Source organism: Microvirga lenta (genome assembly GCF_020532555.1).
GTDB lineage: Bacteria > Pseudomonadota > Alphaproteobacteria > Rhizobiales > Beijerinckiaceae > Microvirga > Microvirga lenta.
On record NZ_JAJBBR010000008.1, the window covers coordinates 82,178 to 105,716 of the forward strand.

Below are 23,539 nucleotides of genomic sequence, written 5' to 3' on the forward strand. Positions count from 1 at the left end.
GGCCCGCCGGACGCTCCCAACCGCCATTAATGGGTATGCCCCTTAAATCCGTCCGCCGCGCGCGGGCGGACGGCTTCTGCCTGCGCCCGACCGAAAGCACACTACTCCTAAGCATGAGAATGGAGACGCCCGGAGGCTGAATTTATCCGTCCGCACAGGAATCGAGCGCTGTGCTTTTATTCAGAATGATGCCGGCGGCAAAAAGTATCCGAAGAGTTAATCCATGAAATACGTTCACAATATCGCGAACGAAACGCATCATCTCTTCGACCCGCAGAGGTCTTATTAGTTCAGACTGAATAAAACATACGAATACGACTGTATTAAGCCCATTGTGCTGGGCGTTCCAGCGCGTTCCTGAGCGTCATTACTGCATCGCGGCCATCGGCACCGGCTTCTGGCCTTCCGAACGGCTGCCAGAAACACACGAGGGGAACCACACATGCCGATCAGCAGCCTTTACTCGTTCCTGAGGGACCTCCTGGTCCGCAATCCGGACGGCACCGGCAACAACCTTCTTCACCGGGACTGGGGTTCGGCCGGGCATGAATTCGTGCGGGTGACGCCGAACAGCTACCTCGACGGCAAGGGGCAGATGGAGGTGAGTCCCAGCCCGCGGCTGATCAGCAACACCATCATGGCCCAGCCCAAAGGATCCGACGGCAAGGATCTCGATATCCCCAACGCGGCCGGCCTCAACGAATTCCACCAGTTCTTCGGCCAGTTCCTGACCCACGACATCGCGGAGGCGCCCCTCGGGCCGAACGGCGTCGATCCGCCCCTGTTCCTCGAAGGCCTGCCCTTCCCGTTCAACCGCACGCCCTTCGAGGAGGTGGGCGGCGTGCGCCAGCAGCACAACGAGGAGACCAGCTTCCTCGACCTGTCGGCCGTCTACGGCCGGAACGCGACGATCCTCAACCTGCTGCGCGACGACATCGTCGTGAACGGCAAGACGGTCCAATCCGCCAAGCTCCTCACCTCCGGAAACGCGGACAACCTGCTGCCGACCTTCGCGCAGGTCGCCGCCGACTCGGGCAAGACGGTGGACGAGGTCCGTTTCATCATCAACGGCACCGCGCCGGGTGCGTTCGACCCGAACCAGTATGTCGCCGGCGACAACAGGGCCAACCAGAACGCGGCCCTCCTCACCCACCAGACCATGTGGGCGCGCGAGCACAACTGGCAGGTCGAGCGCCTTGCCGAGAAATTCCCCACATGGTCGCAGAACCAGTTGTTCGAGGCCGCGCGCACCATCACCGAGGCCGAGTGGCAGCACGTGGTCTACAGCGAGTACCTGCCCAAGCTCCTCGGCACGAAGGCGCTCAGCGCCTACAAGGGCTACAAGTCCACGGTCGATCCTTCCGTGATCAACGAATGGACGACCGTCGCATTCCGGTTCGGCCACGACCAGTCGAGCAACGTGTTCAAGACCCTCGGCGAGGACGGCTCCGCGCTCGCCTCGTTCACCCTGGGCCAGTCCTTCGCCCTCGCCAACACCGCCCAGGCGATCCGCACGAGCGGCAGCATGGACGAATGGGTGCGCGGCCAGCTTTCCCACTACACGCAGGAGCTCGACGGAAAGGTGGTGGACGGCAACCGCAACGCCCTGTTCGGCATCCCGGGCGCGACCGTGGATCTGAACGTGTTCGACATCCAGCGCGCCCGCGATCACGGGGTCGGCAACTACAACAAGCTGCGCGAAGGGCTGGGCCTCGCCACCTATGCGAGCTTCGAAGAGTTCGCCGCCGCCAACGGGCTCGACACGAACACGCTGGATGCGTTGAAGAGCGTCTATACCGCGGGCATCGGCACGATGGATTCCCTCGTCGGCGGCCTCCTGGAGAAGAACCACCGGGATTCGCAGCTCGGCGAAACCTTCACCCGGCTGACGGTGATGCAGTTCGAGCGCCTGCGCGACGGCGACCGGTTCTATTACGAGAACCGCCTGAAGCTCAGCCCCGACGTCCTTCAGGACGTGAAGTCGACCTCGCTCGCGGACATCATCGCCCGCACCAGCGGCGTCAAATACGTCTATCACGATGCGTTCGCCGCCCATGAGCGGATCGGCGGCACGTCGGGCTCCGAAACCCTGAACGGCACCCAGAAGGCCGATCTCATCTTCGGCCTCGAAGGAAACGACACCTCGAGTGGCGGCGCCGGCAACGACGACCTCCACGGCGATCAGGGCGACGACAAGCTCGACGGCGGCACCGGCAGGGATCTCCTGAAGGGCGGACTCGGGACGGACTGGCTGGATGCCGGCGCGGACAAGGACGAGGACAGGTTCGTCTTCGACACCGCCCTCGGCGCGGGCAATGTCGACACGATCAAGAACTTCACCAACAGGGACAAGATCTGTCTCGACAAGAGCGTCTTCACGGCGCTCGGGAAGGAGGGAACCCTGTCCAAGGCCGCCTTCCACGTCTCGAAGACCGCGGCCCTCGCGGGCGCCCGCGACGACCGGATCATCTATCAGGAGAAGACCGGGAACCTCTATTACGACCCCGACGGCACCGGAGCGGGCCAGGCCCAGCAATTCGCCAAGCTCGATCCGAAGGTGGTCCTGAACAACCTGGACTTCGTCGTGATCTCCTGAACCCTCGGCCCCGCCCTCCCGGGCGGGGCCGCCCCCGTGCCCGGCGGTTGACAGCCCTTCCCTATCGTTATCCATTGGCGCCCGTCCGCGTGAATCAAGGAGGGAGCCGATGGACCGCTGGCCGATCCCGGGAACGCAGGCCTGGCCCACCGGATGGCGCCTCGCCGTCCTCGCGGCGAGCATCGTTGCCGCCATCGCCATCGCCCAGGTGGCCGGCTGGGGCTTCTTCGGCGCCCTCCTGCTCTCCATCCTCGTGGTCCCCGTGACGGACCTGCTCTTCCGCCGCCTCGCATCGAGACGCTGATCCCAGACTGTCCGAATTTCGCTCGTTTGCCTCGTGATGACTCACGCATCACCATGCGCTCCGACAATCGTCCTATGCCGGTCCAGGCTATTGCCTGCGCTCCCGGCAACATTCGGGTCGTTTCTCCACCCGTTCGACTGGCGCAATTCGCCGGTTAGGCATTTGTTAACTCAAGTATCTTTCACTGACTGAAATTAATTCATCCATCGGACTAGATATTTTGTCTTTTCACTTATCGGCGCTTCGCCTTTGCCTTCCGGCTTCTCTCGCATTCCTCTCCCTTCTCCCCGGCGCGTCCCGCGCGGCGGACGACGAGATCTGGAATTCCAGGATCACGCAGGCCTGGCTCGACGATCATGTCGCCTTCGCCAAGAGAACGCCTCCCACCCGCCTCCGCTATTCCCTGGGCGGCACGCAGGTCTGGTCGAACGGCCTTGTGCCCTCCAGCTTCCAGGCCTTCGCGACCGCGCCCTCGGACCAGGTCGTCGGGGCCAAGCTGAAACCGTTCTACGACTTCTCCTTCCTGATCGGCACCGAGCTCGTCCGCTCGGGCGACACCACCCGCATCCTGTCGTCGAACGTGAACTGGGAAACGTCCTGGTCGCGCAATCTGCAACGGCTCGGCGGGCTCAAACTCGGCGTTGCGACCACGGGATCGGTCGGCAGCCAGGATGCGGTCTATTCGCAGTCGGTCAGCGGAACCCTCGGGCTCCCGCTCGCCATGCCGCTCGAGAAATGGACCATGGAGATCCGGCTTTCGCCCAGCATGAGCCTGAACACGTCGAACGGAGAAATCGGCACCCACCTCACATCGGAGATCGTCAGCCAGCACGTGCTCGGCTCGCCCGTCAGCGAGTTCAAGTCCGTCCTGAACCTCAAGCTCGGATACGATCTCGCGCCCGATACGCGCCCGGCGGCCTTCGCGGGGCTGGAGATCAGGATCACGCCCAATCTCTGATTACCATTGGTAAACCACACGGGCCGGAATCGCCCGCCGCAGGCCGTTTGTTGCCGTTGCGTAACTGACAAATCTACCTCTTCTGGGTAAGTCCTGGACACCGTCTTGAGGTGTCCAATGAAAAACGTTCTTCTCGTCTCGTCCGCCCTGCTGGCGCTCACCGTTTCGGCCCAGGCCGCCGACCTTCCCTATCGCAGCGCCCCTGCCCCTTACGCGGCGGCTCCGCTCTTCACCTGGACGGGCGCGTATGTGGGCCTCAACGGCGGCGCTCTCTGGGCCAACCGGTCCACGCCGATCCTGTGGGACGCAGAGGGCGTGCCGTTCCCGGGCCCGATCTCGGGCAGCAACACCACGGGCGTCAGCGTCGGCGGCACGGCCGGCTACAATTTCCAGCTCGGCCCGAACGTCGTCGCGGGCGTCGAGGGCGATCTGTCCTGGGCCAACATCAACCGCAAGAGCCGCCTCCTCGGGGTCGACGACGACAACGGCGACCTGACGGTCACCACCGGCGAGTTCGCCAACAAGCTCGAATATTTCGGCACCCTGCGCGGCCGCGTCGGCTTCCTGGCGATGCCGTCGCTGCTCGTCTACGCCACGGGCGGCCTCGCCTATGCGGACGTGAAGCACACGGCTTCCGGCTCCTCCACCGACATTGACGGCACGGAGGTCTCCTTCGGGTCCAAGTCCAGCAAGAAGTGGGGCTATGCGGTCGGCGCCGGCGTCGAATACGCGCTCACCAACAACTGGTCCGTGAAGGGCGAATACCTCTATGTCGGCCTGTCCGACACCAAGTACCCCATGCACGACCTCGCCGACGGCGAGGCGATGGCGCTGGTGAAGGAGCACAACGACTTCTCGACCGTGCGGCTGGGCCTCAACTACCGCTTCGGCGGCTTCTAGGACGGATCGCATCGCGATGCCCGCAAGGCCCGGCTTCTCCGCCGGGCCTTTTCCTTGAGCGGCGGGGGCTGCTCGATCGGTGGGGCTTGCCTCCCGTCGAGACGCCTGCCAAACAGCGCTCGCGCAGGAGACCAAGCCATGACCCAGAACGAAGTCCTCGACGAATTCCGCTCCGCCGGCGCCCTGCTGGAAGGGCATTTCATTCTCTCGTCGGGCCTGCACAGCCCGGTCTTCCTGCAGAAGATGTTCGTGTTCCAGGACCCGGTCCGGACCGAGCGGGTCTGCAAGGCCCTCGCGGAAAAGATCCGGCAGGCCTACGGGCCGGTGGACTACGTGGTCTCCCCCGCGGTCGGCGGCATCGTGCCCGGCTACGAGACGGCCCGGCATCTCGGCTGCAAGGCGATCTTCGTGGAGCGCGAGAACGGCGTCTTCGTGCTCCGGCGCGGCTTCACCATCCCCGAAGGGGCCAGGATCGTCATGGTGGAGGACATCGTGACCACGGGCCTCTCCTCCCGCGAATGCCTCGCGGCCCTGCGCGAGCACCCGGGCGAGATCCTCGGCGCCGCCTGCCTGATCGACCGCTCGGGCGGCAAGGCCGATCTCGGCGCGCCTCTCGTCTCCCTGGTTCAGCTCGACATTCCGGCCTATCCGGCCGACCAGCTCCCGCCGGACCTGGCGGCCCTTCCGGCGACCAAGCCCGGAAGCCGCAATCTTAGAACATAGAAAAAGCTGTTTACTGTCTTATAAAAGGCTTGACCCGAGACCTGCCATTATCTTGACACAAAGATGGCAGGTCGCTTTACTGTTTATAGTTTAATTTTTACTCACCAGACGGGTAAATAGCAGCCTGAAAACGGGCACGTCGTAAAACTGACGCGTAATTGTATTGCAACCGCGAATGATTTTGATGTCGCTCTTTCAGACACGGCTTCTATCCAGGCCCTGACGGCTCCGAAACAGAGAACAAGAATGTCAGGCCAGCAACGGATCGCGCTCTTCATCGACGGCGCCAACCTCTATGCCACGACGAAGACCCTTGGCTTCGATATCGACTACAAGCGCCTGCTCAAGGAATTCCAGGGCCGCGGCACGCTCGTGCGGGCGTTCTACTACACGGCCCTCGTGGAAGATCAGGAATATTCCTCGATCCGCCCGCTGATCGACTGGCTCGACTACAACGGCTACCGCGTGGTGACGAAGCCCACCAAGGAGTTCGTCGATTCCTCGGGCCGCCGCAAGGTGAAGGGCAACATGGATATCGAGCTCGCCATCGATGCGCTGGAGCTCTCCCCCTATATCGACCACATGGTCCTGTTCTCGGGCGACGGCGACTTCCGCTCCCTCGTGGAAGCCATGCAGCGCCGGGGGGTGCGGGTGTCCGTGGCCTCCACGGTGACCACCCAGCCCCCCATGGTGGCGGACGAGCTGCGCCGTCAGGCGGACGAGTTCCTCGACCTCGCCCACCTCGCCTCCCGGATCGGGCGCGATCCGTCCGACCGGCCGCAGCGGCCCGCGGGCGAGAACCACGAGCGTCCGCGCCCCCAGGGAGCGCCGAACAACGGCCTGGAGCGCCGCTACGGCATCCGCCAGCCGCAGGACGAAGACTTCGACATCTGAAGCAGGATAAGGGCTGGCCGGAGAGAACCCGTCAGCCCTTCTGGCGCATGAGGCGCGCCTTCTCGCGGTCCCAGTCGCGTGACTTCTCGGTCTCGCGCTTGTCGTGGAGCTTCTTGCCGCGTCCCAGTCCCAGCTCCACCTTCGCCCGGCCGCGGTCGTTGAAGTAGACCCGCAGCGGAATGACCGTGAAGCCCTCGCGCTGGGTGGCGCCGATCAGCTTGTTGATCTCCCGCTTGTGCAGCAGCAGCCGGCGCGGGCGCCGGGTTTCGTGGTTGAAGCGGTTCGCCTGCAGGTATTCCGGGATATAGGCGTTGTAGAGGAACATCTCCTCGCCCGACGGCCCGGCATAGGCCTCCCCGATGGTGGCCTTGCCCTGGCGCAGGGATTTGACCTCCGTGCCGGTCAGCGCGATGCCGGCCTCGTAGGTGTCGAGGATCTCGTAGTTGAACCTCGCCTTCCTGTTGTCGGCGACGACCCGGTGGGCGTTCTTCTGATTGTTCTTCATGGCGCTCAAGCGTTGATCAGGCCCGCATGGGTCATGGCGGAGCGGATCACCTGCTTCGTGCCGTCCGAGACCGGCAGCAGCGGCAGGCGCACCGTATCCTCCATGAGGCCCAGCACGGACGCGGCATATTTCGCCGGGGACGGGTTGGTTTCTACGAACATGGCCTCGTGCAGGGGCATGAGCCGGTCCTGCACCTTCAAGGCGGCGGCATAGTCGCCGCCCAGGCAGGCCTCCTGCATCTCGGAACAGAGCGCCGGCGCGACGTTCGCCGTCACGGAGATGCAGCCATGGCCGCCATGGGCCATGAAGCCGAGGGCGGTGGCGTCCTCTCCCGAGAGCTGGATGAAATCGGGCCCCATGACCTGACGCTGCAGGCTGGCGCGGGCGAGGTTGGCGGTCGCGTCCTTCACGCCGGCGATGTTCTTGAGCTCGTAGAGCCGCGCCATGGTGGCGACGGACATGTCGATCACCGACCGGCCCGGGATGTTGTAGATGAAGATCGGAATGCCGATGGCATCGTTGATGGCCTTGAAGTGATGGTACAGGCCTTCCTGCGTCGGCTTGTTGTAGTAGGGCGTCACGATGAGGACCGCGTCGGCCCCCACCTTTTCCGCGTGCTTGGAGAAGGCCACGGCCTCGGCGGTGCTGTTGGAGCCGGCGCCGGCGATGACGGGGACCCGGCCCTTCGCCTCCTCGACGCAGATCTCGACGACCCGGTCGTGCTCCTTGTGGCTCAGGGTCGGGCTCTCGCCGGTCGTGCCGACGGGCACGAGACCGTGGGTGCCGTTCTCGATCTGCCAGTTGATGAAGGCCCGGAACGCCGCTTCATCGACGGCCCCATCCTTGAAGGGGGTCACAAGAGCCGTGATGGAGCCTTTGAATTGGGTCATGGGTAATCCTCAAGAAAGATGCGCCGGGTTCTGGAAGCCCATCGGGCCTTACACATAAGAGCTGCGGCGCATCGGCGCAAACCGCCCTTTGGCCTGTTGTCCTAGCCCGGCTCTTGGTGTTTCCTCAAGTGAAACGTCGTCATCGCCAAATGGTGACGGTGGCATAAGGGGATCTCATGAGCCTAAAGATGCGCCTTCTCACGCGCCTGATGGCGTCTGCAGCTCTCGTCCAGCTTTCGGCCTTCGCCGTGCAGGCCGATCCCTCTCCGGCGCCCGCACAGCCGGAGGCCGCGGTCGCCGCTCCGGCTCCGGAAGGCCAGCCGGCCGCCCCGGCGGAAGGCTTCGTTCCCCTGCAGAAGGTCGACGGCGACCTGGATCACCTGCCCTCGATCCTCAAGGCCTACCGCGACGGCGACTGGACCGAGGCCACGATCCTGAAGACCAAGCTCACCCAGCCCGCCGCCGTGGCGCTGACGGAGTGGTTCGCCATCCGCGGCGGCATCCCGGTCGGGTTCGACCGGATGATGGCCTTCCAGAAGGATTATCCCGACTGGCCCGTGACGACCCTGCTCCGGCGCAAGGCCGAGGAGGCGCTGGTGGCCGAGCGCAGGCCCTCCTCCGAGGTTCGCGCCTTCTTCGCCCATCAGGCGCCGCTGACCGCATCGGGCCGGATCGCCCTTGCCTTCGCCCTGAAGGCGGACGGCCTCGAGGCGCAGGCCAACGACCAGATCCGCCACGTCTGGCGCGAGGACAGCTTCGGGAACGACCTGGAGCGCCGCATCCTCGACCGGTTCCCCGGCGTGCTGAGCCAGGCGGATCACCGCTTCCGCATGGAGCGCTTCCTGCTCAAGGAGAACTGGGGCGCCGCCACCCGCGCCGCCGGCCATGCGGGCAACGACTACGCCACCCTCGTGAAGGCCCGCATGGGCATCTTCCAGGGCAAGAAGAAGGCCGAGAAGGCCTTCGCGGCCGTTCCCGCGGCCCTGCGCAAGGACCCCTCCTATCTGTTTTCCCGCGCGCTCTTCCTGCGCCGGAGCAACAAGCTGGTCGAGGCTGCCGCCGTGATCCAGGCGGCGCCGCGCGACCACGAGCTGCGCGTCGACGGGGACGAATGGTGGGCGGAGCAGCGCCTGATCACCCGGACGCTCCTGGACAAGGGCGACGCCAAGAACGCCTACGAGGTGGCGAGCCACCACGCGGCGGAATCGCCGGCCCAGCAGATCGAGGCGGAGTTCCATGCCGGCTGGATCGCGCTCCGCTTCCTGAACGACCCGACGAGCGCCGCCCGGCACTTCGCCACGGTTGCGAAAACCGCCTCGACGCCGATCTCGGTGGCGCGGATCGCCTATTGGCAGGGACGCGCCGCGGAAGCGGCCGGCGCGGAGGCGGATGCGAAGCTCTTCTACGAGCGCGCCGCCGACATGCCGACGACCTATTACGGCCAGCTCGCCATGGACAAGCTCGGACGGAAGGTGCCCCTGCGCAGCGCCGATCCGCTCTCCGAGGAGGAGCGCAAGGCGTTCGAGGCCCTGGCTCCGGTCCAGGCCGTGAAGCTGCTGCAGCAGATCGACGAGCCGGACCTTGCCCTGTCCCTCTACATCGACCTTGCGCAGACCCTCTCCGACCCGGGCAAGCTCGACGCCCTGGCCGGCGTCGCCACGGCGGAGAACAATCCCCGGGCGGTCCTCGCCATCGGCAAGATCGCCACGCAGCGGGGCTTCCCGCTCGACACCCATGCCTATCCGCTCGCGGCGATCCCGGATTTCGAGCCGGTCGGCGACGAGGTGGAGCCGGCGATGGTCTATGCCATTGCCAGGCAGGAAAGCGCCTTCAACCCGCGCGCCGTCTCCAGCGCGGGGGCGCGCGGCCTGATGCAGCTGATGCCCGCGACCGCGAAGCGGACCGCGAAGCGGTTCAAGGTCGATTTCGACCTGCAGCGCCTGACGCAGGACCCCTCCTACAACGCCAAACTCGGCGCGGCCCATCTCGGAGAGCTGATGGAGGACTGGAAGGGGTCCCACATCCTCGCCTTCGCCTCCTACAACGCAGGCGGCGGCAACGTGATCAAATGGGTCAGGGCCTACGGCGATCCGCGCCAGCCGCACGTGGACGTGGTGGACTGGATCGAGCGGATTCCCTTCTACGAGACGCGCAACTACGTCCAGCGCGTGATGGAGAACCTTCTCGTCTACCGCCAGCGGATGGAAGAAAAGGAAGCGCCCGCCACGGCGGACGCGACAGCGACCGATTATTGAGGCAGGATCCCTCCCGTCGAAAACAGGGGTGGGGCGAGACATGAACGGCGGCTTCCGAGATCTCTTCGTATCGGCCGCCGACGGCCTTCGTCTCTATGCGCGCGATTACGGCCCCGAAATCGGAGGAGCCCTGCCCGTCGTCTGCCTGCCGGGACTGGCCCGGACCTCGGGGGATTTCCACGAACTGGCGGAAGCCCTCAGCCGGGACGAGGCCCGGCCGCGCCGGGTTCTGTCCCTGGACTATCGTGGACGCGGACGCTCCGACTGGGACAAGGACTGGCGCAATTACGACGTCCGCATCGAGCTGAACGACACCCTGCAGGTTCTCACCGCCGCCGGGATCGACCAGGCGGTCTTCGTCGGCACGTCCCGGGGCGGCCTGATCACCATGGCCCTCGGCGCGATCCGACCGACGCTGCTTCGCGGAGCGGTGCTCAACGATGTGGGACCGGTGATCGAGGGCAAGGGTCTCGTTCGGATCAGGAGCTATGTCGGCAAGCTGCCGCAGCCGCGCACGATGCAGGAGGCAGGCCAGATCCTGAAGCGCATTTCCGACGCCCAGTTCCCGCGCTTCACCGAGGAGCAGTGGGAAAAGCTGGCGCGAGGCACCTGGCACGAGAACGGCGACGGCCTTCGGCTCAACTACGACCCCAAGCTCATGAAAACCTTGGAGGCCATCGATCTCGAGATGCCGCTTCCGGTCCTGTGGCCCCTGTTCGAAGGATTGGCTCCCGTGCCGGTTCTCGCCGTCAGGGGCGGCAACTCCGACCTGCTTTCGGCCGAGACCCTGAGGGCGATGCAGGAAAAGCACCCGCGCCTGACCGCCATCACCGTGCCCGACCAGGGACATGCGCCGGCCTTCGAGGGCGACCTCATCGAAGCCGTCAGGCGCCTGATCGCCGAGGCCGAGAGCGCAGCCTGAAGAACCGGACTGAAAGGCAATCTGCACGTCCGGGGGGTCGATGCGATGCTCTCGTCTAAGGCGAAAGCATCGTCGAGCGCACAAAACCGGATCCGCTTGCGCGCGCGATGCCATAGCGGGAGTGGCTCCGGCCTTCCGCGCCGGGGACGCCGCGGCTCCCGGGAGTGAGAAACCTCCCGGCCGCAAGGCCCGGCCTGCCGCAAGCACCGCGCCGCAGGAATGCACGGGAACGACTGTGCACGGGCGCAAGCAGCCCCGCGCTCCGGCTGCCGGTTCGGCGATTTTCCTGATGAGAAGACGGCCGACCCTGGCGCCGCTTCACGACATGCCGTTCATGCGCGCCGGCCGACCGCACAAAAAGAAAACCCCGGTGTTGCCACCGGGGTTTCCTCTACCAATCGGGTTGAGCCGATTAGAAGTCGCGCTGAACGCGGATACGACCTTCCCAGGAGCTGTCGGAGCTCACGAGCTGACCGCTCGGGAGCAGGACGCGACCGCGGGGATCGAGGTTGGAGTACATGACTTCAACACCCAGATCGAGGCCGGACACCGGCTGCCAGAACACGTTAGCGCCAACGCGCCACTCGTTGAAGTCGTTCAGGCCAGCGTAGACGCCGGTGGGGAGCAGGGTGGCAGCGCCACGGCCGTATTCCACACGAGCGTACGAACCGAAGACGTTCGAACGGATCTGCGGGGTCCAGTAGTGGCGCAGGCCACCAGCGATCGACCAGCCTTCGCCGCGCTCGATGTCGCCCGTGATGGCATTGATGTAAGCGTCATCAATGCCAGCCGCGAGAACGCCGATGCCGAGCGTCGAGCCGAAGCCGAGGTACGACAGAGCGCCGTTGGCGTAGGTAGCAGCGAACCACAGAGCATCGCCGGGAGCGAGCATCGGCAGGTTGAAGGCGCCGCTCAGCTGAGCAGCCCAACCGTACTCGGTGTCCGGGATGTTGACGAGGCCGCCGCCGACCGGGAACAGGTTGGCGCTGCTGAGCTGGGTAGCCGCACCGGAGAGCTGGATGTTGCCCCAGGTGCCGACGTACTTGACGTTACCGACGACGTTCGGGAGGCGCTGGCCAGCGTAGACCAGGTCGAGAGCGTTGCCGCCGCCAGCGATGAAGCCGGTGGTGCGACGGGAGATGCCGTCTTCGATGCCGATCGAGGCCGAGAAGCCGTTGCCGAAAGCGAAGGTGTAGGCAAAGGTGTTCACGTCCGGCGCGTCGTCGAAGCGCAGGGTGCCCATGTGGCCGGTCGGCAGGTCGCCGTTAGCGAAGAACGACGTCACCCGACCAGCGGTCAGGCCGCCGAACTGGACGAAGGCCTGCGAGAGACCAGCGGAGTCCGAACCGAACGGACCCGTGTTGCGGATCAGGTCGTAGCGGATGTAGGCGCGCAGGAGGCCGTAAGCGGTGGCCGTGCGGGTGTCGACGTTCAGACGACCACGAGCGTGGAAGCCCGTGACGTTGTCGAGGCGGGTCACCGGCTCACGATAGCCGAAGTCCGCGCGGACGCGGCCGCCGATGCGCAGGCAGGTTTCCGTGCCCGGGATGTAGAAGAAGCCTGCACCGTAGGTGGAGCAGACGCGAACGTACTCAACAGGAGCAGCCTTCCGAACGGGAAGATCCGCAGCCTGGGCGCTCACGACGGCGGCGAGACCCGCAGCCGATCCGAGCAGAAGGCTCTTAACGAGCTTCATGGTTGACCTCCAAAGTTTCGAGACCCTTGGGGGGCCGGGTTTGTGCCTCGAGTGCTTCAACGAAGCCTAAACACGTCCCTTTTCCCCTAGGACTTGACGTCTCCAGCCCCATTGGCCGGAAATCACCAAATCACGACCGGGGTGCCCCCGTCGCTGAAGCCACATTAGCCAGCCCCGTTTCGCAAGCAACAGAATGAAGGCCCAAAACGGGCGCCAAGGGGGGCTTTTCGAGGGCATGTTGCACAAAGGCAACGATTCCGCCCACGCCCATTTACCTTTCGTAAAGATTTGCCGCCACTCCCTAACAAACCCTTAAAATGAAAGGGCTTTGCGGAGCATGACCGGCCGTCCGGGCCGGCAGAATCGTTCTGCCGATGGCCTCAGGTCCTGGTGGCAGGCTGTGAATAAGTTGGGGGCTCCGCGGCCGGGAATTCCCTCCTGCCCCAACGCAAAGAGGCCGGGGCGAGCCCGGCCTCCGACGAATCGTTGTTACGTGCCTCAGGCGACCTTGGGCTTCAGAACCCCGCGACGGATCTGGTCCTCCTCGATGGATTCGAAGAGCGCCTTGAAGTTGCCCTCGCCGAATCCGTCGTCGCCCTTGCGCTGGATGAACTCGAAGAAGATCGGCCCGATGGCGGTCTTGCCGAAGCGCTGGAGCAGCACCTTGGTGAAGCCGCCCTCCACCACGCCCTCGCCGTCGATGAGGATGCCGTTCTTCTTCAGCCGGTCGAGGGGCTCGCCGTGCTTGGGCAGGCGCTTGTCGATGCGCGAATAGTAGATCTCGTTGGGGGCCGGCATGAACTCCACGCCCGCGTCGAGGAGGGCCTCGATGGAATCGTAGAGGTCGTAGGAGCCCAGCGCCACGTGCTGGATGCCCTCGCCCTTGTATTCCTGCAGGTATTCCTCGATCTGCCCGCTCTCGCCCGCATCCTCGTTGATCGGAATGCGGATCTTGCCGTCCGGGCTGGTCATGGCGCGGGAATGCAGGCCGCTTACCTTGCCCTCGATGTCGAAGTAGCGGATCTGGCGGAAGTTGAAGAGCCGCTCGTAGAAGGCCGCCCATTCGTTCAGGCGCCCGCGATAGACGTTGTGGGTGAGGTGGTCGATGTAGTGCAGGCCCACGCCGTGCGGCCTGGGATCGGGCTCCCCGAGCCATTCGAAATCGACGTCGTAGATCGAGCCCTTCGCGCCGTAGCGGTCCACGAGGTAGATCTGGAGTCCGCCGATGCCTTCGATGGCGGGAATCTCGAGCTCGTTCGGGCCGGTCTGGGTCTGAACCGGCTTGGCGCCGAGCTTAAGGGCGCGGTCGAAGGCCTGCTTCGCGTCCACCACCCGGAAGGCCATGGCGGGAGCCGAGGGACCGTGCTGGCTGGCGAATCGCTCGGCGAAGGAGCCGGGCTGGGCGTTCACCACGAAATTGATGTCGCCCTGCCGGTAGAGCAGGACGTTCTTGGAGCGGTGCTTCGCGACGAGGCTGAACCCCATCGCCTTGAAGAGCCGGTCGAGCTCCTGCGGATCGGGATGGCAGAACTCCACGAACTCGAAGCCGTCGGTCCCCATCGGGTTTTCTTCGGAAATGGCCGGCGGCGGCGCGTCGTGCGGGAATGGTCCCATGGTTTCCTCCTGTTATGCTTCGGCCTTCGCAGGCCTGCTCGTCGAAACAACGCATCCGCCCCGGCGGCGGATGCGATCAGTCGTCTCTAGGCCGCGTCCGGCTGGCGTTCGGGCGCGGCATCCTGGAAGGCCCGGTGCGCCATGCACGCGGCCTCCACGGCGGCGATCCTGGGAAAGGCGTCGAGCGCGACGTTGAAGCGCCGGGCGTTGAAGACCTGCGGCACGAGATAGACGTCCGCGAGGGTCACGCGCGGGCCGAAGGCGTAGGGGCCCGGCCCGAGCATCGTCTCGATGGCCTCGAACCCCTGCCGGACCCAGTGGGCATACCACTCGTCGGCTGCCGCCTGGTCGTGCCCCAGCTTGTTCTTGAGGTAGCCCAGGGTGCCGGAATTGTTCAGCGGATGGATATCGCAGGCGATCAGGCTGGCGACGGCGCGAACCTTGGCGCGGTTGACCGCGCCGACCGGAAGCAGCGGCGGCTCGGGATAGACCTCGTCCAGATATTCGAGAATGGCGGGCGACTGGGTGAGGATGGCGTCGCCGATATCGAGGGACGGCACGCGCCCCTGCGGGTTCATGGCCCGGTAGCCGTCGCCGCGCTGCTCGCCCTTGAGAAGGTTGACCGGCAGGGATTCGTAGGAGACGCCCTTGAGGTTGAGGGCGATCCGCACCCGATAGGCGGCGGAGGAGCGGAAATAGGTATAGAGCTTCACGCCTCGCCCTCCCCTTCCGGCGCGAGCGACCGGGCATGAAGTGTGAGCTTCTCGACGAGGCCGCCCAGGGTTTCCAGCTCCTCGGGGCTCAGCACCGAGACCAGGCGGTCCTCGAAGGCCAGCGCCTGCGGGGCGAGGGCGTCGTAGATGGTGCGCCCCTCCGGCGTCAGGGCCAGCAGCTCCTCGCGCCGGTCGTCCTGGTTGGGCCTGCGGACGATGAGCCCCCTTTGCTCCAGGGACGAGACGGCGCGGGAGACGGTGGATTTGTGCATGACCCCATGGGCCGCGATGTCCCGCGCGGTGCGCACGTCGTACTGCCCGAGCGTGGCGACGACCCGCCAGGCCGGAATCGAGAGGCCGAACCGCTCCGCATAGATCTGCGCAAGCGCGTTGGACGTCAGGCTCGCCAGAACGTTGAGCCGATAAGGCAGGAAACGCTCCAGAACCACCCGGGGCTCGAGCGCCTCCTTCTTTGCTGCGGAATGAGAAGCCATCATTGACATCAATCGTTGCCAGTGCAACTAATAAGGAAAATTCGTTGCACTGGCAACTAGATTTATGTGCCGCAAGGTCAATATCCTTCAGGCATTCCGACAACGGATCATCCAGGGAGAGCGCTCATGAACGTCCAGAACCCTTCCCTGCAGGGCCAGGCCGCCGACCGGATCGAGAGCGCCATTCAGCCCGGCTACATGTCGGGCTTCGGCAACGGCTTTGAAACCGAGGCCCTTCCCGGCGCGCTGCCCATAGGGCGCAACTCGCCCCAGAAATGCGCTTATGGCCTCTATGCGGAGCAGCTCAGCGGTTCGCCCTTCACCGCGCCGCGCACCACCAACGAGCGCTCCTGGCTTTATCGCATCAGGCCCACCGTGACCCATTGGGGGCAGTTCCGAAAAGCGGATATCGGCCTGTGGCGCACGGCCCCCGCCCATGAGGTGGACGTGCCGATTGCCCCCATGCGCTGGGACCCGATCCCGATTCCGGACGGGAAGATCTCCTTCCTCGAAGGCATCCGCACCATCACCACCGCCGGCGATGCGGGCACCCAGGCCGGCATGGGCGCGCATGTCTATCTCGTCACCCGCTCGATGACGGACGAATACTTCTACAATGCCGACGGCGAGATGCTGTTCGTGCCGCAGCAGGGAGGCCTGCGCCTGTGGACCGAGTTCGGCATCATCGACATCGAACCGGGCGAGGTCGCCGTCATTCCGCGCGGCGTGAAGATCCGGGTGGAGCTGACCGGCGGGCCCGCGCGCGGATATCTCTGTGAAAACTACGGCGGCGCGTTCACTCTGCCGGAGCGCGGCCCCATCGGGGCCAATTGCCTTGCCAATCCGCGGGACTTCCTCACGCCCGTCGCGGCCTACGAGGACAAGGATGCGCCCTCGACGATGTACGTGAAATGGGGCGGCGCGCTCTGGGCCGCGGATATCGAGCATTCCCCGCTCGACGTGGTGGCATGGCACGGCAATTATGCACCTTACAAGTACGACCTGCGCCGCTACTCGCCGGTGGGGCCGCTTCTCTACGATCATGCCGACCCGTCGATCTTCACCGTGCTGACCTCGCCCTCCGAGACGCCCGGCACCGCCAACATCGATTTCGTGATCTTCCCCGAGCGCTGGCTGGTGGCCGAGAACACCTTCCGCCCCCCGTGGTACCACATGAACGTGATGAGCGAGTTCATGGGCCTGATCTACGGCGTCTACGATGCGAAGACCGGTGGCGGATTCGTGCCGGGGGGAATATCGCTGCACAACACGATGCTGCCGCACGGGCCCGACGTGGACTCGTTCGAGAAGGCGAGCAACGTCGAATTGAAGCCCCACAAGCTGGAAGGCACCATGGCCTTCATGTTCGAAACCCGCTTTCCGCAGAAGGTGACCGCCTTCGCCGCGCAGACCGAAGCGCTGCAGAAGGATTACGGCGCCTACGGGCACAAGCTGAAGAAGCACTTCGATCCGAACCGGCGCGAGCCGAAATAGCCGGGATCAGGGCTCCGGCTCGAAAGCCAGGTCGGCAATGACCGGAAGGTGATCGGAGCCCACGTCCGCACCGACCCAGGCCCGGACGATCCTTACGTTCGGACTGGCGAGAACATGATCGATCATGAGTCCGAACAGGGGCACGCGCGACAGCCACGTCGCCGCCAGCCCCCGTTCCGGCGGGTTGCCGCGAACGCCTGCGCCCTGAGTGAAACGATAGAAGGCATGAGACCAGGGCGTGAGATTGAGATCGCCCATCACCACCGCCTGCTGCAACGGTGCGGCGCGGACGGCGGCAGCGGCAGCATCGAGCTGCGCCCGCTGGCGCCGGCCCTCCCTGCCGAAGGGACGGGCCGCGTGAAGCCCCACGATCGTGATGCAGCCCTGCCGGGACTGCGCTCCGCAAAGCCGAGCCGAGAGAACCGGAAGGTAGGGCGCCACACTCCGGTCCATGGACCAGTCTTCGATTCGCCACCGGCTCAGCAGAACCACGTCGAAGGGCGAGCCGCGACGATACTCGGTCCGGTGCGGATAGGCGTCCCTCAGCCCGGCCAGGATTGCGCCATCGTCGGCGGGCATTTCCGTGAACATGACGACGTCCGGATCCTCCGACGCGATCAGGCGTCGGACGGCGTCCATGTCGGCTCCTTCAAGATGCAGATTGAGGGTCAGAACCCGCAGATCCGCCCGCTCGGCGCCCGCTGCCCTGGCGCTGCCGGAGAGATAGGGAAGCAGGGGCACCGCGTTGGCGGCGACGAGGACCAGGCACAGGATCGCTGCCGCCCGGGACCGTGCGAACAGCGCCGTCGCGAGGCAGACGAGGCTGGCGGCCGCAAGCTGCGGCCGGAAATGTGACGCGATGTCGAACAGCCACCACCAGGCACCGAGGAAGCTCGCCACGGTGGCGACACCGAGCAGCGCCGCCAGCACGACCGACGGCGCCGCCAGTCGTCCTGCCCCCGCCCGGGCCAAGTCCTGGCCCGGGCGGGGCATGGGTGTCCCCGGCATCAGCACCCGGACATCAGACCCGTCCGCGGGTGCGGATCATGAAGGTGTCGAAGGCGTATTCGTTGAGCTGCCACCAGGGCAGCACCTCGGCCCGGTAGGCCGTCATCGAATCGTAGCCCTTCTTGAATTCCGGGCTCTTGGCGGAGAGTTCGGCATAGAGCTCGTTCGCGGCCTTGAGCGAGGCCTCCATGATCGGCTGCGAGAACGTGCGCAGTTCCGCGCCGGCGCCGACCATGCGGCGCAGGGCGTTGCCGTTCACCGCGTCGTACTTGGCCAGCATCCAGTTGTTCGCCGCCTCGCAGGCGTTGAACAGGATGGCCTGATAGTGCTTCGGCAGCTCGTTGTACTTCTGCTGGTTGACCACGAGGTGGAGCATGGCGCCGCCCTCCCACCAGCCGGGGGCGTAGTAGTACTTGGCCACCTTGAGGAAGCCGAGCTTCTCGTCGTCGTAGGGGCCGACGAACTCGGCCGCGTCGAGGGTGCCGCGCTCCAGGGCCGGATAGACGTCGCCGGGCGCGACCTGCTGCGGCACCACGCCGAGCTTGGCCAGCACCATGCCGCCGAGGCCGCCGATGCGGAACTTGAGGCCCTTCAGGTCCTCGATTGTGTTGATCTCCTTGCGGAAGAAGCCGCCCATCTGGGTGCCGGAATTGCCGCAGGCGAAGGAGGTGGCGTTGAACTTCGCCAGAGCGTCGTTGACGACTTCCTTGCCGCCCGCGAAATGCCACCAGGAATGCTGCTGCCGGGCATTGAGGCCGAAGGGGATGCCGGTTCCGAGCGCCAGGGTCGGGTCCTTGCCGAAATAGAAGTAGACCGGGGTGTGCGCGCATTCCACGGCGCCGTTCTGCACGGCGTCGAGGGCCTGCAGGCCGCCGACGATCTCGCCGGGGGCGAAGACCTGGATCTGGAATTTGCCGTCCGTCGCCTCGGCCATGTACTTCGAGAAGGTCTCGGCCGTACCGAAGATCGTATCGAGCGATTTCGGGAAGCTCGACGTCAGGCGCCAGCGAATCTCCGGCATCGACTGGGCAATCGCCGGTGCGGCCACCGTGCCGGCCGCCGCCGCGAGCCCGGCTCCTTTCAGGAAGTTTCTTCTTTTCAACGTCATTGTGGTCATCAGGCGTTTCCCCGCGAAATTTTCCGTTGCAAGCTCAGTAAATCACAACAACCCGGTCGGTGGCTATGAAGCTTTCTTCCCTCAAGCAAGGCCGTGATGGCCGCCTCGTCGTCGTCTCGAGAGACCTGACTCGCGCAACGGACGCATTCTTCATCGTTCCGACGCTGCAGCAAGCCCTCGACGATTGGGACAGGGTCGAGCCCCTGCTCCGGGACCTGGCCGAGCAGCTCGAACACGGCTCGGTGCCCTCGTTCCGCTTCCACGAGCACGATTGCGCCTCCCCCCTGCCCCGCGCCTATCAATGGGCCGACGGCTCGGCCTATGTGAACCATGTGGAGCTGGTGCGAAAGGCCCGCGGGGCCGAGATGCCGGAATCCTTCTGGACCGATCCGCTCATGTACCAGGGCGGCTCCGACAGCTTCCTCGGCCCGCGCGACCTCGTCTTCGCCGCCGACGAGGCCCACGGCATCGATTTCGAGGCCGAAGTCGCGGTGATCACGGGCGACGTGCCCATGGGGGCGACCCGCGAGGAGGCGGCCGCCGCGATCCGGCTCATCGTCCTGGTGAACGACGTCTCCCTGCGCAACCTGATTCCCGCCGAACTGGCGAAGGGCTTCGGCTTCTTCCAGGCCAAGCCCTCCTCCACCCTCTCGCCCGTGGCCGTGACGCCCGACGAGCTGGGCGACGCCTGGGACGGCGGCAAGCTCCACCTGCCCCTGATCTCGACCCTCAACGGCAAGCCCTTCGGCTGCCCCAATGCGGGGGTCGACATGACCTTCGACTTCCCGACCCTGATCGCCCACGCGGCGAAGACGAGGCCCCTCGGGCCGGGCACCATCATCGGCTCCGGCACCGTCTCCAACAAGGACAAGGACGGCGGCCCCGGCAGGCCCGCCGCCGAAGGGGGCCTGGGCTATTCCTGCATCGCCGAGCAGCGCACCGTCGAGACCATCCTGCAGGGCCAGCCCAGGACGCCCTTCCTGCGCTTCGGCGACACGATCCGCATCGAGATGAAGGACAAGGCCGGCCATTCCATCTTCGGCGCCATCGAGCAGGAGGTGGCGGCATACCGCAAGGAGGCGTGATGCTGCGCATCGACCACGTCCAGCTCGCGATCCCAGCGGGCGCCGAGGAGACCTGCCGCCGCTTCTACGTCAGCGTCCTCGGCATGGAGGAGGTCGCGAAACCGGCGGCCCTCGCGGCTCGCGGAGGGCTCTGGCTCAGGTCGGGCGCGGTCCAGATCCACCTGGGCGTCGAGGTGGATTTCCGCCCGGCGCGCAAGGCCCATCCCGCCATTGCGGTGGCCGACCTCGACGGCCTCGCCCGCACGCTCGCCCGGGCCGGGCACGAACCGACCTGGGACGACGCCATCCCCGAGATCCGCCGCTTCTATGTGGCGGACCCGCTCGGAAACCGGCTGGAATTCATGGGCTCGCCCTGAATTATTCGACATCTGCACCGGTCCGAACGCCGCGGGCGTGCATCTATCGAGGAACTCTTCCCAATTCCCTGCCTTACTCAGGTGAGTAGAGGTGACAGGGAGCAAAGGCATGAATCTCGGCAGCATTCTGGACAGTCTCATGGCGAGTCAGGGGCAGCAGCGGCACCGGCAGCAGGGCCCCTTCGGCGGGCATCCGGGCCAGGGGCGCATGGGCGGACGGCAAGGCGGAATGGGCGATCTGGGATCGATGATCCCCGGCGGGATGGGCGGCCTTGCCGGCGGCAGCCTGCTGTCGCTGATCCTGGGCTCGCGCGGCGGCCGCTCCAAGGGCGGATCGCTGCTCAAGGCCGGCGGCCTCGCGGTGCTCGCGAGCGTCGCCTTCAAGGCCTACCAGGATTGGCAGGCGCAGCAGATGCCGAGCGTCGGGCAGAAGGGGAACATCCCGCCCCAGCCTCCGGCAGGCAGCGGCTTCCGCCTGGAGGAGGAAACGGACAAGGACGGCAACGAGATGGGCCTCGCCCTCGTGCAGGCCATGATCTCGGCCGCCAAGTCGGACGGGCACCTGGACGGCGAGGAAAGCACGCGCATCCAGGAGCAGATCCAGCAGCTCGGCCTCGGCAGCCAGGAGAAGGCGTTTCTGCTCGACCTGATGGCCAAGCCCGCGGATGCCGCCGCCGTCGCCCGCCTGCCCCGGACCAAGGAGCACGCCGCAGAGCTCTACGTGGCCTCCCGGGTCGCGATCGGGGACGTGGATACGCCGGAGGAGAAGGCCTATCTCAGCCGTCTCACCGCCCTGCTCGACCTGCCGGGCGATCTCGTGGCGCATCTCGATGCCCAGATCGACGCCGCCCGGCGGTCGGTGACCTCCTGATGCGCGAACGGCCGGTCCCATGGGACCGGCCGCTTGCATCGTCGTAAAGGACGGGCGCCTCAGGCGGCCCGGACCGTCTCCAGGAAGCGGCCGATCTCGGCGCCCAGGCGCTCCGCCTGACGCTCCAGCGCCACGGACAGGTCCGCGACGGCATGGGCCGCCTGAAGCGACTGGGTGGCGACCGTCTCGGTGGTCTGGATGGCGGAAGCACCCGCCTGGGCCTCGCTGGAGACCTGGCTGACGCTGCGGGCGATCTCGGAAACCGCCGCCGTCTGCTGGCCCACGGCCGCCGCCACGGACGACACCACGGAGGCCAGGCTCTCCACCGTCTCCTGCACCGAGCCGAGGGCACCCAGCGTGTCCTGCGAGGCCGCCTGGACCGCCTCGATCTGCCGGGCGATGTCCTCGGTAGCGCGGGTGGTCTGGCTGGCCAGCGCCTTGACCTCGCTTGCCACCACGGCGAAGCCGCGACCGGCCTCCCCGGCCCGGGCCGCCTCGATGGTGGCGTTGAGGGCGAGCAGGTTGGTCTGCTCGGCGATGCTGCGGATGAGGTCCGCCACCTCGCCGATCTGCGAGGTCGCCGCCGACAGGGCCGACATGGAGTGGGACGCGCCCCGTGCCTCGGCGACCGCGCGTTCGGACGCCCGGGTCGACTCGCTGGTCTGGGCCGCCACCTGGGCCAGGGACGCATCGAGTTCCTCCGCGGCGCTCGCCACGGCAGAGACGTTCTGCGACGCCCGCAGGGTCGCGTCGCCCGCCACCTGGGCCTGTTCGGTCACGTGGTGAGCGGAGCCCTTGAGCTGCCCGGAGGCCGAGGCGAGGTCGTCGGTGGCCCTGCGGACCTCCGCCAGGATCTCCTCGACGGAGGCGTCGAAGGCGCTGATCGCTCCGGCGATGGCCGAGGCCCGCTGGGCCTCGAACGCGGCCATGCCCTCGCGCTCGCCGGTGAGGCGCTCGCGCTCGCGGGCGTTGTCGCGGAACACCAGGACGGTGCGCGCCATGGCGCCGATCTCGTCGGACGCGGCGGTGGACGGGATTTCCGTGGAGGCGTCGCCGTCGGCCAGGCGCTGCATGGCGCGTTGCAGGCGGACGAGCGGCAGGGAGATCGAGCGTCCCACGAGCATGGTCAGGGTCAGGCCGAGGACGAGGGCCGCGCCCATCACCCAGAGGATGAGCGTGAAGGTCCGCTCCTGCGAGGCGATCAGCTGCGCGCCGGTCTTGTCCGCCTCCGCCCGCACCTTCGTGAGCAGCTGTTCGAGGGTCGGGACGAGCAGGTCGAACTGGCCCATCAGGCGCTCGCCTTCTCCCATCACCTTCTTCTCCAGCTCCGCCCAGGCATTGAAGGCATCCCGATAGGCTTCGCCCGCAGCCGCGATGGGGCCGCGCAACGCCGCCGCATCCCCGCCGAGGCGGGGAATGGCCCGCGTGAAGCGGCCCTGGTCGACCTCGAAGGCGCCCAGGATCATGTCTTCCAGCTCGCGCTGCGCCCGCGCCTCCTGCCGGAACATGCCGAGCGTTGCCGCCCACACGCGCACCGCGTCGAAATCCTCGCTGCTGGCGAGGGGCCGGGCGGTCTTTTCGAGAGCCGTGGCCGTGGTCAGAAGGCGTCCGCGGGCGCCCTCCTCCGCCTGGTAGCCGACCTCCGCATAGAGCCTGTCGAGCTCCTTCGCCTGCTCGCTCAGGGCCGCCGCGCGCTGGGCGAGCTCCTGGACCTCGGGCTCGATCAGGGCCGCACCCGGAGCCGCCTTGATCTCGTCGAGCCGCGAGACGAGCGCCCCGTGCTGTTCGGTGAAGGCCTGGGCGAGATGGCCGAGGCGGGTCGCCGTCCATTCGCGGGCCGTGACCTTCAGGGCATCGGCGCGGCCCCGGAACTGGTAGGCCTTCTCGGCCAGGGCCGCATAGGTCTGCTGGCCTTCGAGGGCCTGCTCGACCTCGCTGCGTCCGGTCTGGAACACCGCCCCGATGATTCCGAAACCCAGCACCATCACGCCGCTGAGCGCGGCGACACGCACGCGAACAGACGGCCACCGCAAACGCGCAAGAGACGACATTGCCCCAATCTCCGAACATGACTTTACGTCACCATGTCGCAGGAGGCGTTAACGATGGCTTATTTCCTGTGGCGCGATGAAGGCGGACCGGAT

The 23,539-nt window shown here is 66.2% G+C and carries 21 protein-coding genes; 12 read left to right on the forward strand and 9 right to left on the reverse strand.

Annotation, left to right across the window (positions count from 1 at the left end; all coding sequences use genetic code 11):
- Nucleotides 1–442 precede the first annotated feature (442 nt).
- The 6 genes from LGR44_RS13100 to LGR44_RS13125 all read left to right on the forward strand — a co-directional run bounded on the left by LGR44_RS13100 (nt 443) and on the right by LGR44_RS13125 (nt 6,375).
- Entirely contained in the window at nt 443–2,596 is a 2,154-nt protein-coding gene (locus LGR44_RS13100; RefSeq protein WP_226741143.1) for a peroxidase family protein, read from the forward strand.
- Nucleotides 2,597–2,705: 109 nt separating this feature from the next.
- Entirely contained in the window at nt 2,706–2,900 is a 195-nt protein-coding gene (locus LGR44_RS13105) for a hypothetical protein (protein ID WP_226741144.1), read from the forward strand.
- Between the two features lie 220 nt (nt 2,901–3,120).
- Nucleotides 3,121–3,858 (forward strand): hypothetical protein, encoded by a 738-nt coding sequence (locus tag LGR44_RS13110; RefSeq protein WP_226741145.1) that lies wholly within the window; start codon nt 3,121–3,123, stop codon nt 3,856–3,858.
- Between the two features lie 117 nt (nt 3,859–3,975).
- The gene (locus LGR44_RS13115; RefSeq protein WP_226741146.1) at nt 3,976–4,758 is read left to right on the forward strand and encodes an outer membrane protein; all 783 of its coding nucleotides are present in this window, start codon (nt 3,976–3,978) and stop codon (nt 4,756–4,758) included.
- Nucleotides 4,759–4,896: 138 nt separating this feature from the next.
- The gene (gene pyrE, locus LGR44_RS13120; RefSeq protein WP_226741147.1) at nt 4,897–5,481 is read left to right on the forward strand and encodes an orotate phosphoribosyltransferase; all 585 of its coding nucleotides are present in this window, start codon (nt 4,897–4,899) and stop codon (nt 5,479–5,481) included.
- 246 nt (nt 5,482–5,727) lie between these two features.
- Nucleotides 5,728–6,375, forward strand: a complete 648-nt coding sequence (locus tag LGR44_RS13125; protein WP_226741148.1) for a LabA-like NYN domain-containing protein — start codon at nt 5,728–5,730, stop codon at nt 6,373–6,375.
- Nucleotides 6,376–6,406: 31 nt separating this feature from the next.
- On the opposite strand, the gene smpB is transcribed toward LGR44_RS13125, so the two are convergent.
- Both smpB and dapA read right to left on the reverse strand, forming a co-directional pair.
- Complete coding sequence (gene smpB, locus LGR44_RS13130) at nt 6,407–6,880, reverse strand: SsrA-binding protein SmpB (protein WP_226741149.1); 474 nt, start codon at nt 6,878–6,880, stop codon at nt 6,407–6,409.
- Between the two features lie 5 nt (nt 6,881–6,885).
- Complete coding sequence (gene dapA / locus LGR44_RS13135; RefSeq protein ID WP_226741150.1) at nt 6,886–7,770, reverse strand: 4-hydroxy-tetrahydrodipicolinate synthase; 885 nt, start codon at nt 7,768–7,770, stop codon at nt 6,886–6,888.
- 188 nt (nt 7,771–7,958) lie between these two features.
- Between dapA and LGR44_RS13140 the strand changes: the two genes are divergently transcribed.
- Nucleotides 7,959–10,025 carry a lytic transglycosylase domain-containing protein gene (locus LGR44_RS13140; protein ID WP_226741151.1) on the forward strand — a complete coding sequence of 689 codons (2,067 nt, stop codon included), beginning with the start codon at nt 7,959–7,961 and terminating at the stop codon, nt 10,023–10,025.
- A 40-nt stretch (nt 10,026–10,065) separates the two neighbouring features.
- Nucleotides 10,066–10,947, forward strand: a complete 882-nt coding sequence (locus LGR44_RS13145) for an alpha/beta fold hydrolase (protein WP_226741152.1) — start codon at nt 10,066–10,068, stop codon at nt 10,945–10,947.
- Nucleotides 10,948–11,359: 412 nt separating this feature from the next.
- Here the strand turns inward: LGR44_RS13145 and LGR44_RS13150 are convergent, their stop codons facing one another.
- From LGR44_RS13150 to LGR44_RS13165, 4 genes are all read right to left on the reverse strand, one after another.
- A complete protein-coding gene (locus LGR44_RS13150; RefSeq protein WP_226741153.1) occupies nt 11,360–12,643 on the reverse strand; it encodes a porin in 1,284 nt (427 codons plus the stop codon).
- Between the two features lie 498 nt (nt 12,644–13,141).
- Nucleotides 13,142–14,257, reverse strand: coding sequence for a 4-hydroxyphenylpyruvate dioxygenase (gene hppD, locus LGR44_RS13155; RefSeq protein ID WP_226741154.1), 1,116 nt, complete (start codon nt 14,255–14,257; stop codon nt 13,142–13,144).
- 86 nt (nt 14,258–14,343) lie between these two features.
- Nucleotides 14,344–14,970, reverse strand: coding sequence for a maleylacetoacetate isomerase (maiA, locus tag LGR44_RS13160; RefSeq protein ID WP_226741155.1), 627 nt, complete (start codon nt 14,968–14,970; stop codon nt 14,344–14,346).
- Entirely contained in the window at nt 14,967–15,464 is a 498-nt protein-coding gene (locus LGR44_RS13165) for a MarR family winged helix-turn-helix transcriptional regulator (RefSeq protein WP_226741156.1), read from the reverse strand. Before LGR44_RS13165 ends, maiA begins: the two co-directional genes overlap by 4 nt.
- Before the next feature lie 126 nt (nt 15,465–15,590).
- On the opposite strand from LGR44_RS13165, the gene hmgA reads away from it, so the two are divergent.
- Entirely contained in the window at nt 15,591–16,958 is a 1,368-nt protein-coding gene (gene hmgA, locus LGR44_RS13170; protein ID WP_226741157.1) for a homogentisate 1,2-dioxygenase, read from the forward strand.
- A 6-nt stretch (nt 16,959–16,964) separates the two neighbouring features.
- Here hmgA and LGR44_RS13175 read toward each other — a convergent pair whose 3' ends face one another.
- The gene (locus LGR44_RS13175) at nt 16,965–17,951 is read right to left on the reverse strand and encodes an endonuclease/exonuclease/phosphatase family protein (RefSeq protein ID WP_226741158.1); all 987 of its coding nucleotides are present in this window, start codon (nt 17,949–17,951) and stop codon (nt 16,965–16,967) included.
- 28 nt (nt 17,952–17,979) lie between these two features.
- Complete coding sequence (locus LGR44_RS13180) at nt 17,980–19,068, reverse strand: TRAP transporter substrate-binding protein (protein WP_226741463.1); 1,089 nt, start codon at nt 19,066–19,068, stop codon at nt 17,980–17,982.
- A gap of 80 nt (nt 19,069–19,148) precedes the next feature.
- Here LGR44_RS13180 and LGR44_RS13185 point away from each other — a divergent pair, with 80 nt between their 5' ends.
- The 3 genes from LGR44_RS13185 (at nt 19,149) to LGR44_RS13195 (ending at nt 21,395) form a co-directional block, all read left to right on the forward strand.
- Complete coding sequence (locus LGR44_RS13185) at nt 19,149–20,168, forward strand: fumarylacetoacetate hydrolase family protein (protein WP_226741159.1); 1,020 nt, start codon at nt 19,149–19,151, stop codon at nt 20,166–20,168.
- Nucleotides 20,168–20,524: a VOC family protein gene (locus tag LGR44_RS13190; protein ID WP_226741160.1), complete on the forward strand. Its 357-nt coding sequence runs from the start codon at nt 20,168–20,170 to the stop codon at nt 20,522–20,524. The genes LGR44_RS13185 and LGR44_RS13190 overlap by 1 nt, the downstream gene beginning before the upstream one ends.
- Nucleotides 20,525–20,633: 109 nt before the next feature.
- On the forward strand, nt 20,634–21,395 hold the full coding sequence (locus tag LGR44_RS13195) for a tellurite resistance TerB family protein (protein ID WP_226741161.1): 762 nt from the start codon (nt 20,634–20,636) through the stop codon (nt 21,393–21,395).
- A gap of 59 nt (nt 21,396–21,454) precedes the next feature.
- On the opposite strand, the gene LGR44_RS13200 is transcribed toward LGR44_RS13195, so the two are convergent.
- Complete coding sequence (locus tag LGR44_RS13200) at nt 21,455–23,446, reverse strand: methyl-accepting chemotaxis protein (RefSeq protein ID WP_226741162.1); 1,992 nt, start codon at nt 23,444–23,446, stop codon at nt 21,455–21,457.
- Between the last annotated feature and the right edge of the window lie 93 nt (nt 23,447–23,539).

What these genes read in the sequence shown, in the direction of transcription:
- hmgA (WP_226741157.1), top strand. Translation starts at nt 15,591, where the DNA reads ATGAACGTCCAGAACCCTTCCCTGCAGGGCCAGGCCGCCGACCGGATC.
- LGR44_RS13165 (WP_226741156.1), bottom strand. Translation starts at nt 15,464, where the DNA reads ATGGCTTCTCATTCCGCAGCAAAGAAGGAGGCGCTCGAGCCCCGGGTG.
- dapA (WP_226741150.1), bottom strand. Translation starts at nt 7,770, where the DNA reads ATGACCCAATTCAAAGGCTCCATCACGGCTCTTGTGACCCCCTTCAAG.
- LGR44_RS13200 (WP_226741162.1), bottom strand. Translation starts at nt 23,446, where the DNA reads ATGTCGTCTCTTGCGCGTTTGCGGTGGCCGTCTGTTCGCGTGCGTGTC.
- LGR44_RS13185 (WP_226741159.1), top strand. Translation starts at nt 19,149, where the DNA reads ATGAAGCTTTCTTCCCTCAAGCAAGGCCGTGATGGCCGCCTCGTCGTC.
- hppD (WP_226741154.1), bottom strand. Translation starts at nt 14,257, where the DNA reads ATGGGACCATTCCCGCACGACGCGCCGCCGCCGGCCATTTCCGAAGAA.
- LGR44_RS13145 (WP_226741152.1), top strand. Translation starts at nt 10,066, where the DNA reads ATGAACGGCGGCTTCCGAGATCTCTTCGTATCGGCCGCCGACGGCCTT.
- LGR44_RS13125 (WP_226741148.1), top strand. Translation starts at nt 5,728, where the DNA reads ATGTCAGGCCAGCAACGGATCGCGCTCTTCATCGACGGCGCCAACCTC.
- LGR44_RS13140 (WP_226741151.1), top strand. Translation starts at nt 7,959, where the DNA reads ATGCGCCTTCTCACGCGCCTGATGGCGTCTGCAGCTCTCGTCCAGCTT.
- LGR44_RS13175 (WP_226741158.1), bottom strand. Translation starts at nt 17,951, where the DNA reads ATGCCCCGCCCGGGCCAGGACTTGGCCCGGGCGGGGGCAGGACGACTG.
- LGR44_RS13195 (WP_226741161.1), top strand. Translation starts at nt 20,634, where the DNA reads ATGAATCTCGGCAGCATTCTGGACAGTCTCATGGCGAGTCAGGGGCAG.
- LGR44_RS13190 (WP_226741160.1), top strand. Translation starts at nt 20,168, where the DNA reads ATGCTGCGCATCGACCACGTCCAGCTCGCGATCCCAGCGGGCGCCGAG.
- LGR44_RS13100 (WP_226741143.1), top strand. Translation starts at nt 443, where the DNA reads ATGCCGATCAGCAGCCTTTACTCGTTCCTGAGGGACCTCCTGGTCCGC.
- smpB (WP_226741149.1), bottom strand. Translation starts at nt 6,880, where the DNA reads ATGAAGAACAATCAGAAGAACGCCCACCGGGTCGTCGCCGACAACAGG.
- LGR44_RS13105 (WP_226741144.1), top strand. Translation starts at nt 2,706, where the DNA reads ATGGACCGCTGGCCGATCCCGGGAACGCAGGCCTGGCCCACCGGATGG.
- LGR44_RS13115 (WP_226741146.1), top strand. Translation starts at nt 3,976, where the DNA reads ATGAAAAACGTTCTTCTCGTCTCGTCCGCCCTGCTGGCGCTCACCGTT.
- pyrE (WP_226741147.1), top strand. Translation starts at nt 4,897, where the DNA reads ATGACCCAGAACGAAGTCCTCGACGAATTCCGCTCCGCCGGCGCCCTG.
- LGR44_RS13150 (WP_226741153.1), bottom strand. Translation starts at nt 12,643, where the DNA reads ATGAAGCTCGTTAAGAGCCTTCTGCTCGGATCGGCTGCGGGTCTCGCC.